Source organism: Massilia psychrophila (genome assembly GCF_002760665.1).
GTDB lineage: Bacteria > Pseudomonadota > Gammaproteobacteria > Burkholderiales > Burkholderiaceae_D > JAFCUW01.
The window spans coordinates 26,694-40,605 of sequence record NZ_PDOB01000022.1 but is presented as its reverse complement, the minus strand read 5'-3'; the positions used below and the strand labels follow the sequence as shown (position 1 = coordinate 40,605).

10 protein-coding genes, 3 pseudogenes and 1 other annotated feature are annotated in these 13,912 nt (G+C 58.7%); of the genes and pseudogenes, 2 read left to right on the top strand and 11 right to left on the bottom strand.

Going from position 1 to position 13,912, the window contains the following annotated elements:
- Positions 1 to 17 precede the first annotated feature (17 nt).
- On the bottom strand, positions 18 to 302 hold the full coding sequence (locus CR103_RS22130; RefSeq protein ID WP_143752616.1) for a hypothetical protein: 285 nt from the start codon (positions 300 to 302) through the stop codon (positions 18 to 20).
- A 119-nt stretch (positions 303 to 421) separates the two neighbouring features.
- On the opposite strand from CR103_RS22130, the pseudogene CR103_RS14000 reads away from it, so the two are divergent.
- A pseudogene (locus tag CR103_RS14000) lies at positions 422 to 657 on the top strand (IS3 family transposase); the annotation flags it as partial.
- Positions 466 to 582: a sequence feature (AL1L pseudoknot), on the top strand. (Overlaps the previous pseudogene by 117 nt.)
- Positions 658 to 795: 138 nt before the next feature.
- On the opposite strand, the gene CR103_RS13995 reads toward CR103_RS14000, so the two are convergent.
- The 9 genes and pseudogenes from CR103_RS13995 to CR103_RS13960 all read right to left on the bottom strand — a co-directional run.
- Positions 796 to 3,072: a S8 family serine peptidase gene (locus CR103_RS13995; RefSeq protein ID WP_143752615.1), complete on the bottom strand. Its 2,277-nt coding sequence runs from the start codon at positions 3,070 to 3,072 to the stop codon at positions 796 to 798.
- 17 nt (positions 3,073 to 3,089) lie between these two features.
- Entirely contained in the window at positions 3,090 to 5,882 is a 2,793-nt protein-coding gene (locus CR103_RS13990; RefSeq protein ID WP_180279397.1) for an amidohydrolase family protein, read from the bottom strand.
- 1 nt (position 5,883) lies between these two features.
- Complete coding sequence (locus tag CR103_RS13985; protein ID WP_099916593.1) at positions 5,884 to 7,107, bottom strand: hypothetical protein; 1,224 nt, start codon at positions 7,105 to 7,107, stop codon at positions 5,884 to 5,886.
- Positions 7,108 to 7,110: 3 nt separating this feature from the next.
- Entirely contained in the window at positions 7,111 to 8,715 is a 1,605-nt protein-coding gene (locus CR103_RS13980; protein ID WP_099916592.1) for a glycerophosphodiester phosphodiesterase, read from the bottom strand.
- A 19-nt stretch (positions 8,716 to 8,734) separates the two neighbouring features.
- Positions 8,735 to 9,592, bottom strand: coding sequence for a uracil-DNA glycosylase family protein (locus CR103_RS13975; protein ID WP_099916591.1), 858 nt, complete (start codon positions 9,590 to 9,592; stop codon positions 8,735 to 8,737).
- A gap of 9 nt (positions 9,593 to 9,601) precedes the next feature.
- On the bottom strand, positions 9,602 to 10,432 hold the full coding sequence (locus tag CR103_RS13970) for a hypothetical protein (protein WP_143752614.1): 831 nt from the start codon (positions 10,430 to 10,432) through the stop codon (positions 9,602 to 9,604).
- A 12-nt stretch (positions 10,433 to 10,444) separates the two neighbouring features.
- Positions 10,445 to 11,704, bottom strand: coding sequence for a GMC oxidoreductase (locus tag CR103_RS13965; protein ID WP_229443060.1), 1,260 nt, complete (start codon positions 11,702 to 11,704; stop codon positions 10,445 to 10,447).
- A gap of 42 nt (positions 11,705 to 11,746) precedes the next feature.
- Positions 11,747 to 11,899, bottom strand: a pseudogene (locus CR103_RS24145) (NAD(P)-binding protein); the annotation flags it as partial.
- Between the two features lie 281 nt (positions 11,900 to 12,180).
- Positions 12,181 to 12,561 (bottom strand): annotated as a pseudogene (locus tag CR103_RS13960) (STAS domain-containing protein); the annotation flags it as partial.
- A gap of 276 nt (positions 12,562 to 12,837) precedes the next feature.
- On the opposite strand from CR103_RS13960, the gene CR103_RS13955 reads away from it, so the two are divergent.
- The gene (locus tag CR103_RS13955; RefSeq protein ID WP_099916588.1) at positions 12,838 to 13,194 is read left to right on the top strand and encodes a hypothetical protein; all 357 of its coding nucleotides are present in this window, start codon (positions 12,838 to 12,840) and stop codon (positions 13,192 to 13,194) included.
- Between the two features lie 176 nt (positions 13,195 to 13,370).
- On the opposite strand, the gene CR103_RS22125 is transcribed toward CR103_RS13955, so the two are convergent.
- On the bottom strand, positions 13,371 to 13,703 hold the full coding sequence (locus CR103_RS22125) for a hypothetical protein (RefSeq protein ID WP_218968487.1): 333 nt from the start codon (positions 13,701 to 13,703) through the stop codon (positions 13,371 to 13,373).
- Positions 13,704 to 13,912: the final 209 nt, after the last annotated feature.

Here is a 13,912-nt window from a genome sequence, read left to right as displayed (position 1 = left end):
AACTCCCGATAGACGATTCATTGGCTGAGGAACGCCTGCAGGCACGGTCGCCGGACTCGCCCATATGCATCCCCTCGGTATAGCACGCTCAACGCGCCAATACTGGCGCTGGCGCTTGCCACCAGCGTTGCCGAGGGTAAAAATACAATAGGACAAAAGAAGCTCTTGTCAATTTTTATAACCAAATAATCGCCGGGATAAATCGCAGCAGCCTTGTCGTAGCTCACATATTCAGACGTTTGTGCGGAGAAGGACGGCCAGTAAGGTCGGTCTGTGCGGTTCTTAAGTAGCGCGCTACTCATTTTGAGCGCCTTGCGCGCCGTACCGATTGGGTCGCATTCCCGTGCCCGATGCGCAAGATCGCTTTGTTGAGCAAATAAAGCAAAGGCCGAGCTGACGCTACGTGAAGAATGTTCTGTGAATCAGTGAGCTGCGCAAGGCAAACGAAATTCTGCGCCTGGCCAGCGCGTTTTTCGCCCAGGCGGAGCTCGACCGACGCTTCAAATCGTGAGGGATTTTATTGACCAGAACCGCCATGCTTACGGGGGCGAGTCGATTTGCAAAGTTTTGCAGGTCGCCCCGTCCGGCTACTGGCGCTATGCCGCGCAGCGGCGTGACCCGGCATTGCGTTGTGCCAGAGTGCAGCGAGACGACGTGGGCACATCCAAAAAAGTTTCAAATAAGGACCACCCCGAACATGATAGACGACCTGAAACAGCTTCGGCTACAGAAGGAGAAGAGATTCATCAACAATGACCTCATCATCAGTAATGAGGTTGAACTCTCGAACGGTGCTCACCATCCACCTGTCATAACGATTGAAAAGCCCTGGACACCCCGGTACGTATTTCGGGCGTGGACATATACCGCCCAGTCACCAGGTTCGGGAGTAAAAATCCTCACCTGCTCGACGTTATTCTGGCGGTCAAAGGCTTCGTAGGCAAGCCTTCGTAGATGCGCGTTGCCGACATACTTCGTTCCAGATGGTGCAACGACGACCAAGTCGAGCTCATGCTGGATGCTGCGCCCTGGTGGGTCAACCCAGACAAGCGTGATTGACAACGGCCCAGCCTTCTTCATTTGCAGAATTTTGACCCAGCGCTGTCGTTCGCCATCGTTATATATTGCCTGCGGCGCATCGTTAGCGACGTCAGCAAATGCTAGCCCGTACTCGCCGTCGCTCAACGGTATTGCGCGCTCGAGCGACAAGCGTCCGAAACCCTGATGAAAATTGGGTTCGCCAATGTCCGGGTCCTCCCACAGTTCCCCTTCGATCCAGCTGGCCCCGTTGATCAGGGTGGCCTTGAGGAGCGCTGCCGACGGGGTGTGGCCACGTTTTTCAATGTAATACTGACGCGCGATCGCGGCGGCTGCGCTGACCATTGGCGCGGCCATGCTGGTGCCAGACATATATTGGTAATGCCCATCGAAGCCGGGGTAAGGATGTCTTGCCTCGCTGTCGGCGCTGCGCGCCGCGGCAATTCCGATGCCGGGCGCGACCAAGTCGGGCTTGATCCTGCCGTCATCTGACGGACCTCGGCTGGACAACGCGGCAACGACGTCACTGTTGCCAGTGATCGGTAATTCGCTCATGGGTGGTCGCCGCGGCGGATTAGAGCCGTCGTAGGCGTTCCAGGTCAGGCCGGCATATGGACCGTCTGGCCGGCTCGAACACGATGCGCCGACAGTGAGGCAGTTCTTTGCACTGCCTGGCGATGCGAGAGATTCCAGCGCAATCCGTGCGTCGGGGTCGTCGATCCCTTCGGTACCGGAATTGCCGCCAGCGACAATGACCAGCATGTCCGGATGCTGATACACGAATGCATCGATGTCGTCGGCGTCAAGGGTATACCGGCCTTTGACCGGCGAGCCCCAGGAGTAGTTCTGGATCCTTACGCCCCTGTCATAGGATTCCCGCAGCAAGGGCTTTAGGCCGACCCCCACCTGTAGCTTCAGTGCGGCGTCGGCCAAGCTCTGCACGAACAAGTTCGCCTCTGGTGCCAGCCCGGTAAGCACACCCTGACTGGCCGCGCCGTTGCCAGCAATGATGGATGCGACGTGGGTGCCATGCCCTTTGGGGTCGCGTGCCGATAAAGGGGCAACCCGCAACACGGTCGTTACGCGACCACGCAAGTCGGGGTGATCGGCATCGATTCCAGTGTCGGCGACGCCGACCAGCTGGCCGCGCCCTTTCCAAGGACTGTCGACAGCAGGCATTTTCCCCAGCACGATGCGTGTTGCATATGCGACGTCCACCATTGGCGGGACATAGGCTTCGACGATCGAGACTTCCTCGATTCTGGCCAGCGTCGCAAGCAACTCCTGTTCGGTGGCACCGGCTGCCACGCGAAAACGAATCCGGTCGTCCCCGGCCTCGACGTCGGTCAAACGTGACCTGAGCCACCTTTCCACCAACTGCAGGCTTGCCGGAGCGTGCGTGCGCAGGTCGTAGGTCACGAACCCGTCGCTAGAGGTCGGCACTGGCTCCGGGCTTGGCCCTGTCCCGGTGTCTGGTGTCACGGTTCCGTTGTCTATCGCCAATGGGCCGGTCAAGACGCGCCATGTGCTTCGCTGTAAAATCGGCAGCGCACGATCAAGCGACTGGCGATCGAGCTTGGCATCGATGCCATAACGCGCAATGCTCACCCATGCAGGTGGCGACTCGGGTAGTTCTTCGCTCCGCAGCACACCGAGATAGGCACTTTGGCTAAGCTTTCGCAGCAGCTTGATGCCTATGCCGGCCAATACCTGCTGCCGCTCGGTATTGATTGGCCCGGCGAGCGTCACCCGGCAGTGCGTCATTGGTCCATCCGGCATCCCCGTTATGGGCAGTCCCACGTCGCTGAGCAAAGAGTTGATGCGTACATTGTCGGGTTCCAGAAATGGGTGGAGCACGTCGTCTGGCACCACATTGACCAACAACCCCTGCTCCAACAAGGCCCGCAAGACTTGGTCGTTCGCTGTCCCGTACAAGTAGTGGTCGTCCTGAACGACAGGTATCGCACCGAGCACGCGGCGCGCGGTGGCCAGTTCTTGGTCGTTGATCGTGAGCAGAGAAAAGCGATGTTCCATGACGGTCTCCTCGGGGATCAATAGAAACGTTTCAAACCGTTTGGCCCTTTCAGATACGCTGGCAGGTGCGCTATCTGATCCAGCGTTTCCCAATAGGCTGGATCATCGATAACCGTTGGCGGATCGAGTTTTACCGAGGTCGGCAGCACTACGTCCGCCAGGACATCGATTTCGCCAGGCTCCGGCCCAGGCGTCTGCATCTCGAGTTCCACCTCCAACCAGTCCTGATCGTCCAAGGGATCGAACACGACTGCGTTGCGTGCGGCCGGAAGATCTGACATTGCCTTGCGCAAGGTATCCTGGGCGGCACTGAAGCGAAGGTAATTCAATGAAGAAGAGGGATGGCGCAAGAACAAAGCCTTGGTTCGCCCGCCGACGGTGATGGTTTCGAGGTCATGCTCCGCGATTCGTGAGGCACGCATCAACTCTAGGTCGCCGTGCCGTGGATGTCCGGCGATGACCACCATGCGCACTTCGCGCTCGGTAGCTGCGATCAGGTTTTCATAGGGATCTGCCATCTCCTTCACAAGCACGAGCAGGTCGGCGTCGTAGCCTGTCCGAAGGCGGCCCAACCGTTCGCCCCAGCCGGCGATGTGCGCCGCATCGACGGTCGCTGCACGAGCGAGGCGCTCGGCACTCAGCGCCACGCCCTTGGCTTCGGCCGTCAGCGAAGCAATTTTCATTTCCTGAAGCAGATTGCGGCTGCCAGAAGGTGTCCAGTCGCTGCCCAACCCAAAGCGGATGTTACTCTCTAGCAGAACGTCAGGTGCCACGGTCTGGCCGTACAAGATCGAGTTACTGAATGGCGACCACACCATTGCCGCGTCGTGATCTGCCAGCTTGCGCAGGTCTTCGGACTTCAGGCCAAGGCTATGCACGCCAACAAGATTGCGTGCTAACAGTCCGTTCGCGTCTAGCAGCGCAAACTGGTCGCGGGCGCGCGCATCGGTTCCCTCCGCCAGGTGGAAGAAGAACTGACTCCCGGTCTCTAGCGTTGTCCTGAATGTCTCGAGGTCACGGTTGGACAGATCGGTGATCTTATGGCGTATCGCAGGCAGGTCCAGGTCGGTTGGCTGCTCAAAGTTGCGAACCAGTCCCACAAAGTTTTTCCCGCCCCGGTATTTGCTAACCATTCCCTGGCCGGACGTCACGCCTCCCAGCAACAGCTTGACTTCGACGTAGCGCACCACTGCCCGCAACAAGTCCTGGCGCTTGGCAAGCACTTCCATTGGCAGAGAGACCAGCCGCTTGTATTCAGGATCGCGCAGCCACTGAGAACGGTTCATGCGGGCCTGTTTTGGCCACCATAGCGGCAGTACGTTGTAGACCAGATGGTTGTGCAGGTCAGCCAATCCAGGATAAATGACGCCGTCTGTCGCAATGCGCGGCGCGTCGTCGAAACCGGCCGGCGCCACCACATCGGCCGCCTGCACCGCGATAATCTTGCCGCCCCGAAGATAGACGGCTCCCTGCGCCAACGGCGGCCCATTCATCGTAACGACGTCACCCAGCAATACCAGCGGTGGACTGCTTGCAGCAGCGTCGTCGAGCAGATCAATGCGGGGTGCTGGCGAGGTATTCATGAAGGCCTCCAGTAGCTTGAATTGTGCCGCGCGTTCGGCTAGCGCGTCGGCGCGGGGGGCGTCCTCGAGCGGACTGGGACCGCGCTCCGTCGCAACCGGTCTCAGCTCGGCGCGATAGTCGCAAGGCCCGATGCTGTACAGGTCATTGCGGCAGAACACGCACGCGCCGCGCTTGCGCGCAAGGTGTCCAGTAGTTGGGTTGAACGTGAGGCCACCTGAGGTGACTTCCGCAACGAGCTGGTCTATGATGCGCTGGCGCGCCGCTTCGAACTCGTCGGGACGAGCCGACACATGCGGCGAAAAGATGACGCGTGCGTCGAGCAGCTCTCCATCGTCGGTGTGCCCGAACTGCAGGCGTATCTCCCGCTGGAGCAGATCGGCCAACGGTTCGCGTGGCGCCGGATCGCCACGCGTAAATTTTCCCGACATCGCTGTGATGAATGCGTCTGCTGTCGTCTGGCTAAATACAAGCAGTACGCCAGGTAAGCTTTGCAGCAGCTGTCGCAGAAAATAGCGCCGCTTGTGGAAGCATTCGTGGACGATTGCGCGTCCGCGCTCTTCCCCCATGACTGGCATCCCTGCAACTGGTCTCGTGGTCCACCGTGCCGAACCGCATGCCACCATGTTCGCGTAGGCCAAATCTTCTCCAACCATCAGCTTGTGGTGTTCCCAGCCCATTCGCTCGGCCAAGCCGTCGAGCAAGGACTGATAACCGGCGTACATCGTCACAGGAGCAAGCTCGACGTCGATCTGCGAACCCTCGGGCGTTAAAGGTAATGTAGTGAAGGGATCGTCGTCGCGCGTGCCTTTGAGCTCGCGGTAACGCTGCGCCGGGATGCGCAATTTGTCAAGCGCACGCCAGCGGAAGTAGTGCGCGTACTGGAGGTAATCATCGAAATAGGGATGGATTGAATTGCGTGTGCCCGTCGACCAGCCCGGCAGATTCGGGTTGATGCCCACCGCAAGGATGGGCGCCTTACGACATCCACTGAGAATTTCCGGCACCACTGGGCGCTTCCCGACATACGCGCTGGGCTGTACTACACCCGGTACGGCCGGCGGGCCATCGGCCTGGTAATCATAGCTATGAAAGACTCCCCACTCGGCGAAATGCGAGCAGGGATGGGGTTTGGCTGCACTGTCGTAGGTGCGGCGCATCGCCTGGCATGGCATGACGTCGAGCGCCAGTTCGACCTCGACGGGAATGGTATCGTTGACGGCCGCCATGTCATGCCACCATTGCCCATACGGCGACCGCGCTGTTGACGCTTGTCCAATAACCATAGGTCTCGTAATACCAGACCGCCCAGTGCGCCTGCATGTCCAACGCGCGCCGCAGTTCAGGCGCGATGTCGGGCGAATCGCGTGTGGGCAGCTTGCCGTTGATCTGCGGATCGGACGCGTTACGGATGACCAGCCAATGGGGCGCAGCGAGCCCCTGCCCCTTCATCTCATCCACGACCATCGCAAGCACGGCATCGCCCATCTCCACACCGCAACCTTCCTGTTCGAGACCGTTTTCGGAGGTCCCGAATTCGAAGAAGTCCGTCGTTAACATCGGGTGAAACGCCGGGAAGTGTTCACCGTCGATCTTGAGATCCGGCGCGTTCGCAAAGCCAGCCACGGGCTGCGTCAGTGGCCATGCATATTTGTTGTGGGGCGGCGCAAATGCAGGCTCTACGAGCTTGCGAGTATGGACCCGCAGAAGGTTCCGAGCCGCCGCTAGGCGCCGTGTAGGGATCTCGAACTCGCTGCAGCGGTACGCCTGCCGTGCGAAGTCCTCGTTCGCAAATTCGCGCTGCAGCCGGAATTTCGCACCGCGCGTGATGATGACATCCCCTAGTTCGTGCGGCGGGCAGGTCATCCCGTCGACCGTCACGGAACGCTCTGGCGGGAAGGTTGCTCCAGCAGTGCCCACTGTGATCACGAGCGAGGGGCGCACTTCGTCGATCAGCTGCCGGAACAAGTCCTTGACTGGCAGCGTTGCGCGACCGGGTTCGCTGGCGATGCCATCTTGGTTAAGGTGCAGTTCAGACTTGAAGCACAGTACCATCCGCTCTCCGACGCGCGTGCGGAAATAGGAGCCCAGCCTCTTGGAGCGCTGGGCCGGCGCGCCGTTACGAATCTGCGGCGCATAATGCTCATCGAAGCGCCTGACGTAACGCGCCCATGTGTTGCGCCCATAACCGGGGGTCAGCACATCGGCCAGCGCCTCATGCTCGGCCACTGTCCAGGTTACAACCAGCACGTCCGCTTCCGGCAGGCTATCGTGCAACGCAGGCAGTTCGCCAGCGGGCCAGGGAAGTGGAACAGGCCCTTCACCGGCTGGCCACGGCAAGCCAAGGTCGACCAGAACGGTGGTCTCTGGAGAGGCAGGTTCCAAGCGGAGATCTTCCGTGTTCAGACCGAAGTCGATGATTTTCCTTGCTAAATCCTGTTCCAGTGGCAGCATGGCTCACTCCTTCTCAGAAAATGGAAAACACTCAACGTGCAGATCCCGGAATACGAAGATGTTCGGAATGATGGGCTCAAATTCGGAAGGATCGTCCGCCTTCTCCTGGCGCCAGCGTTTCCCGACACAACGCAGGTAAACCGTGCGATTCATGCTGTCATTGCGCGCCACGCCCACGCAAACCCAGTCTTGTGGCGCCAGCAGCATGCCGGTTTCATCGATCGGATTGCGGTAATAGGCTGCGAAGTAAGCGCCTCTGCGCTCTAGCCGCAAACGCGCGCCACGTGGGGTCGCCGCATCGCCAACCGGTCGGCCGTACTGGTTGTTGTCATACTCCACACCCAAATTCCAGTTAATGCGGAAACCGTCGTCTTCGTCGTGCTCAACACCGACATAGGGTGGTGCACCGTGGGGGTCATAAAAACTGTCCTTGTCGCGGAACGATGCAGGTGGGCTTGCCCGATGTGCACCGGGATCGACATTCAACGCGGCCATCTCGAGCGTTGTCGCCTGGCCGGTCCTCTGCACGGTATAACTGACCTCAGCCGCGAAATCATCACTGATGCCCATCGTGAGTCCGAGCCCGCCGCCGGAATAATAGGGCCAGTCTTTAGCCACATTGATGAGGTCCCACTCGAGGCGCTCGAGCCTTCGCTCGATCGGATTACCCATCCCCCCGGGCATCGGCCCATCGTAGGGCGCTAGCTCGACTTGCACGCCATCATCCCAACTCACCTTCGCATACCGGTTCGCCTTGGAGTAGCCGAGGGCGAAATATGCGCGGTCGACCTCCTGTCCTGCGAAGGATTCGTCCACATGCACATAGGAAGGGCGGGCGCTGCACCAATCAAACGATGACGCACTACTGAGCCCGAATGCCCAGCCGGTCCCGTTGGCTGCTGAGAGCAGCGTTCCGAGTTCGGGCTGATCAAGCGCGACCAAATGCACGCCTAGGGGAAAAACACCGTCGCGCCACAAACGTTCGACCTGTTCAGTTTCGCCTATCCAACGTCCATCGCGCCAGATCCTTCCGGCCGGCATGACGAGCAGGTCGTGAACGCCTGCCGTCAGGTCCGACAACGGCACCGCGTCGCCGAGCAGCAAGGCGGTACGTAGGCGCGGAAATTGCGGTTTCCAGTCGGTGTCCGCATCCACCTCCTCCAACGCAAGAATCGAGCGGCCAAGCGCGCCACGATCGCGCAAAATTTTGGCCAACTGGACCGCGGCCGCTGCCGGACGTACTTCGATGAGCCATTCCACGTCCCGTGGCCATTCAGTGATCAGTTCGGCCAGGGTCGCCACCGCTAGCGAGCGCCCACCCACTTTTGGATCGAAATAATAAAAGCTGTCAGCCGCTGTGCCGCGTGGCTTGAATCGCCGCGCAAAGTCGTGCCCACGCAGCTGCGCAAGCGTCATCTCGCTCGCCCGTCCCGTGTCGCCGGTCAGGTCGCCAATATCGTCATCACGCACCATCACAAACTCGGCATCGGTCGTCAGACGCACTGCGCAGTGCAGAAGTCCGGCGCCGCCCGTGTAAGCACTGATGAGAGCCGCGCGGCTGTTCGCCGGGGCGTGCGCTTGGTTGCCGAGATATGCCCCCAGTTTCATCTGCTTCCCCTTTGTGGACTCACCATTCAATGCTCGGCTGGGACATTTGCGTCAGACGAGCGTTCACCTGAGCAAGCGGGTTCCGTTTTGAAAAATATCCGCATGCGCCTTTTGCATTCGGATGGGGATGGCGCACTGCTGCGAAGCCGGCGAGTGGTGCCCCATCTTGCTCAACGCCGCCCCCGCCGCTCTGAGCGAAGACGCCTTGGGCGAATGCACCGAGCAGGAGGAACACAACCCCCTGCCTACGTTCGATCAACCCCTGAATCAGGTGGCGCACCATTGGCCGCCACATGGCGACCTGCGCCACCTGTTCGGGTGCGCCACCTGGCATAAAACGGGTCAAGGTCCAGCTGGCGTTCACGAACAGGACACCTTGCCGTTGCAGACGGTCAAAAAAATCACGTTGCGGTTCGAGTGCTAGCGCGCCTGTTACAAGCATGGACTGGATCTGCGCCCAGCCGCCTGGCCCTGTCGCAAAGTCCAGGCGGCGGTATCGGTATGCAAGCGCCGATTGCACCACACGCTGCAAACTGACCGCCACCTCGCCACTCCAATCAATCAGGGCTCCGTCCTCAAAGGCGCGGCCAGTCGCCCTCGTTACTCGAGGATATGGATCCTGACCAATCACAACCACGCGCACGCGGGCAGGAACGATGTCGTCGAACGCCCGGAACACATGCGCACCTTCCGGCGCCCCGGCCAGGGGCTTACCGCGCCGCCCCGGTATGACGGGTAGCTCTGATGGACCCAGTAGCGTCGAGTCAACCGCTTCAAGGTCAGGCTCGATGCCCGCGAAGAATTCATCCCAAGCTGGGCTCATGTCATTGCGCCAGCCAGCCAGGTACTCGCGGAGTTGGTCCTGAAGCGTTTGCATGGCACCAGCCTATTGCGGAGGAATAAACAGGTCGAGCCTGCGCTCGAAACGAAAGGTGATCGCGACCGGCCCGTCAACCGTCGGCGTGGGCGAAAAGTCGCCAGTGACCGGAACCTGGATTGCTTCGAGATCGCGGACGATGGTGGCACCCCCCGGGAGCAGATCGAGCGTGCCAACGGGATCGCGTACAGGAAGGGGCGCGTGAATCCAGAGCGCTGCGAACGAGTTCGCACAAACAACTAGTATCTGGTCCACGCCAAATTCTGTTGCGGCAACAGCGCACGCGCCGAGCCGGTGCAAAAGCTCCCACTGGAACGCTTCACCTGCCTCGCCAGGAGTGATAAAAACAACCCGTGTCTGGCCAGCTTGCCAATCTACCCTAGCCTGTTCGAAGAGGAAGCTGAAACGATGCGCACTGCCATTGGCCTGGACGACGTTTGGGTCGTCGAGTGGCTTCCCAAACTGGGCCACGGAGCGCGCCATGTCGAACACGGCTACATGGGAGCGTGTATAAATCCTGCGCGACAGGGACGTTTCGCGGTAACGGTCGTAGACGGTACGCGAAGCGTACACGATGGCTGCCACCTCGTCCGGAAGTCCGGATGCAGGGTCAGTATCGAGCACTGCGGGCAGGTATGCCGCCAGACCGAGTGGCGCCTGCATGACCGCCGTTGCGGGCATGAACGCACTGCCGAGCTCGTTGAAGAACTCGGCGCGCTTTTTCGCCCGCGTCGTGCCGTCATCTCCTGCTTGAGGAACGAAAGCAGCTGCCCGGTAGCCAACGAATAGACGCACGCCTAACGCCCCAACGGGCAGTTCGACACCTTGTACATGAGGCATAACAGTCTCCAGTCAGGCGGTGAGGCGCTGTGCGAGCAACGTTGCTTTGCGGCGGGCCAATGCAACGATCGTCAAATGCGGGTTGGTTGCACCAATTCGCGGAAAGGACGCGGCATCGCCGCTGACCAGATTGTCCAGATGATGGAAGCGCCCATCAGGCATGGTGACCGACGTTGTCAGTTCCAAGCCCATATCTAGCCCGCCGGCCTCGTGGTAACTGCTCCCTACTGGCCGGAACCGTTCGACCGATTCGAGCGCCGGCGAGGCAGACGGCGCAGCCCCTAGGGCGCGCGCGAAACGCACTGCGTCGGCAAGGATCTGATCCTTGCGCAACTGGTCCGCAAGGGACAATGTGAAATGAATGGTCGAGCTTCCAAGTGGCCCCCGCCTGGCCTCTAGAGCGTTGTCGTCACGCTTCTCGGTGGCGGCGAAGGCCCGGATCATTATCTCGTAGGGCGGTGAACTGGCGGGCGCCCAAATGCTGCCATCATCGATCGCAAAAAGCCGGTTTCCAGGGGCATGCAGTTCCCACTGATGTTCCACTTGTGATGGAGCACGAACGTAGACGATGGCCGATGAAGGCGTGTCCCTGTCGTAAAGTGCATGGGCATTCAGGGATGCGGTGTAAAACAAGTGTTCCTGGATTCCCCTGCCGATTCTTTTGTTTGGATCCGGCACTTTGGAGACTGCAGCGAGCTTCACCGATTCGAGGCCGCCGCCACACAAGACAACTGAACGCCCCAGCAACTCGACCGGGCTCCGGGAATTCCGGTCCTGAAAGGCGAGCACCCCACGCACCGCTCCGCCTTCGATCAACAGCTCATCGACGCGTGTATTGATCGTAACTGTGATTTCGCTCTTGACCAGCGCATCACCGCAAGCGCGCAGAAATAATCCCAGGCCAGAGCCTATTCCTGCGCTCAAGCGCCCGGGGTAAAGGCCACTGATATCGGCCGAAAACGGGCCTGGTTCTGCTGCATATGTCGCCTGCTTGAGCCGAACGATTATGTTCTGGGCCATTGCGGTTTCTCCCATTCCGGCAGAAACGTGAAACTGATGCTCGGCCCACAGGTAATCCGCTTCCGTTGGTACGCCTGTCGAGGGCCAATGAGCGAAATCACCGGGTGAATACCGTGGGCTTGCGCCGTTCCAGAACAAACCACGCCCACCCAAACAGCTATAGTTTGGGCCGAAATGCCCGCCGCCGTCCAGGTTTTGGCGGTAGGCCAGCGTGTCCCGCAGTTCACGCGACAACTGCCGGGAAAACCGCATGTCAGTATTGTTGATGTGCCCCAAGAACGGCAATGGACCAGCCTCCAGTAAGAGTACCCTAACCCCCTCTTCATACAGTGTGCGCGCAAATGTCAGGCCTGCAGAACCTGCGCCGACGACGATTGCGTCGAAGGGACGTTCCCTGGATTGTAAGGAGAGCTCAGCTATATCGTTCTCGAACCGGTTCCCAGCCATTCCGCTCTCCCCGAACGTGTATGATCGACCGTAGACGTTACTGCGCGTATAGCATTTGCCAGGCCTTCTTTATCCGTAAAGATGCGGCGCTGCGTCTACTTAGTAAGATTCTGGAAACCTTCAAAAGTTCTTAATATGTGTCAGACTGTAAGTACAAACATACATCGACTTTGTGTTTTCGTTAAAAACTCGTTTACCATTTTTTAATTTTTTGTCGTCAAGTAGTTTTGGCTTCCTATGTGGAACTATTTTATGTTCTAAGCCAACAGTTGAATCGCTACGAGTCCGTGTACCTCCACTTGCGCTCCTGACCTGCGGAACTTCAACACGACCTTATCCAATGCGCTGATCGCGGTGATATCCCAGAAGTGCGCATCGCTGAGGTCAATGTGCACGCGATCGAGGGCTTCGCCGTAGTCGAACGCGTGGACGAGCTGATCAGATGAAGCGAAGAAAACCTGTCCTGCCATCTGCTTTTGGCGGGCACGTCCGGCGTCTCCAGTGCGCGAGCGCACCTCGACGAGTTGGCTCACTTTCTAAGCGAAAAAGACGCCAGGCAACAATACCCCAGTTAGCACGCCCTTCGCCAAGTCATGGGTTGCCACCGTGACGACGACCGTTGCGATCATCACGATACTTGAACTGGCCAGATGCTTCCGTAAGCGGTCTCAAGGGACCAGTCGAATCGGCGTTGGTGTTCGGCCCACTTCGAATCGCTTGCGACAACCGCTGCAAAAGATGACATTTCTCCTGTAATGTCGAATTTCGGTGGCCGTAACTAGGCGTCGCGGCGGACGCCTTGCATCGCATCCCTTGCTGTTCGCTATAAATCACAATAATTTCTCGGCGCCTACTTAGGTTAGAGTGTTGCAATCATCGATTGAATCCGCAGCCAAAAGCGGTCCTTCAAAGATAATTTACTTAACCACGTACTCGTTATGACAATTCCAGAAGGCGCCAGTGTACAAGCCCTTGAGCGGGAGGTGGCTCAGATTTACTCGGTTCTTGATTACGCGATTCATGAGTTGCCAGCCGGAGTGCTTTGGGCCCCGAACGCAGCGAACGACGCGCAATGTGCAGAGCTGCTGGTCGATTTGAACCGTTTTGAAGAGCTATCAAAACAGCTAGCCATACCGGCACAGGATTTCATCGATGCTTGTCGTTGGCATCTGGACCACTACCCCCATTACCGTTCGAGGCAACGACACTTTGTCGATTACGCCTCGTACTGCATCGATAGAGGCGGACCGCTGCGAGTTCCGCTGCTCACCGATGTTGTGAGGTTCCAGCGTTAAAGGTCGCGCCGGCCTCACCAACTGCCGCAGCAACACGCTTCGCCGCGGCCGCCTGAAACGCATCGCTCGCAAGAAATCGTCTTAGCTTGATCGTCATGGTGGAAACCCCGCTTTGTGTGCATGTCGTAGCGCCTGGGCATCATGCAGGGCATGGTGCCGATGATGATACGGATTCGTCAGAAAATATTCGTCGACGACGCTTTCGGAGGATTTTCCTCTAATGCTTTCGTATCGTAGCCAGCGGGTATATCGCCGACAATTGCCTTAAAAAAACCGAGACCGAGCGGGTAGTCGTAGCTAATAATCGGGTCACTCGCAGCAAACTGTTTTACGAAAGTGCGCACCTGGCTGCGCAGTTCCTCAATCTTTAAAACTCGATCTGGTCGCTTGCCGAGAGCCGGCACAACATTTTTTCGGACGAAATTGCTGCAGCTTGAAATTTCGTAATCGCCAGCCACAAGCTCGCCATCAAATTCGCTTGGTGGCGATGTATCAGCGATCAGTGCCAACGATATTAAAGACGGCGCTTCAAAATTCGTGAACTCCGTGTCTATATAAATTCGCATTATCTTGCTCGTGTTCGCGTTCGGGATACGATTGTATCTAAATACTTTTGCGCCTCACCGCCGTCGATATAGTCAGCAGCATTCGCCCGCGCATCGTGCAAAGCATGACGTTGCGTATATTCCAGATGGTCCCGCCAATACTCTAAAAGCAA

Coding starts and splice junctions, on each gene's coding strand:
- CR103_RS22130 (WP_143752616.1), bottom strand. CDS start 302: ATGAGTAGCGCGCTACTTAAGAACCGCACAGACCGACCTTACTGGCCG.
- CR103_RS13995 (WP_143752615.1), bottom strand. CDS start 3,072: ATGGAACATCGCTTTTCTCTGCTCACGATCAACGACCAAGAACTGGCC.
- CR103_RS13990 (WP_180279397.1), bottom strand. CDS start 5,882: ATGGCGGCCGTCAACGATACCATTCCCGTCGAGGTCGAACTGGCGCTC.
- CR103_RS13985 (WP_099916593.1), bottom strand. CDS start 7,107: ATGCTGCCACTGGAACAGGATTTAGCAAGGAAAATCATCGACTTCGGT.
- CR103_RS13980 (WP_099916592.1), bottom strand. CDS start 8,715: ATGAAACTGGGGGCATATCTCGGCAACCAAGCGCACGCCCCGGCGAAC.
- CR103_RS13975 (WP_099916591.1), bottom strand. CDS start 9,592: ATGCAAACGCTTCAGGACCAACTCCGCGAGTACCTGGCTGGCTGGCGC.
- CR103_RS13970 (WP_143752614.1), bottom strand. CDS start 10,432: ATGCCTCATGTACAAGGTGTCGAACTGCCCGTTGGGGCGTTAGGCGTG.
- CR103_RS13965 (WP_229443060.1), bottom strand. CDS start 11,704: ATGCGGTTTTCCCGGCAGTTGTCGCGTGAACTGCGGGACACGCTGGCC.
- CR103_RS13955 (WP_099916588.1), top strand. CDS start 12,838: ATGACAATTCCAGAAGGCGCCAGTGTACAAGCCCTTGAGCGGGAGGTG.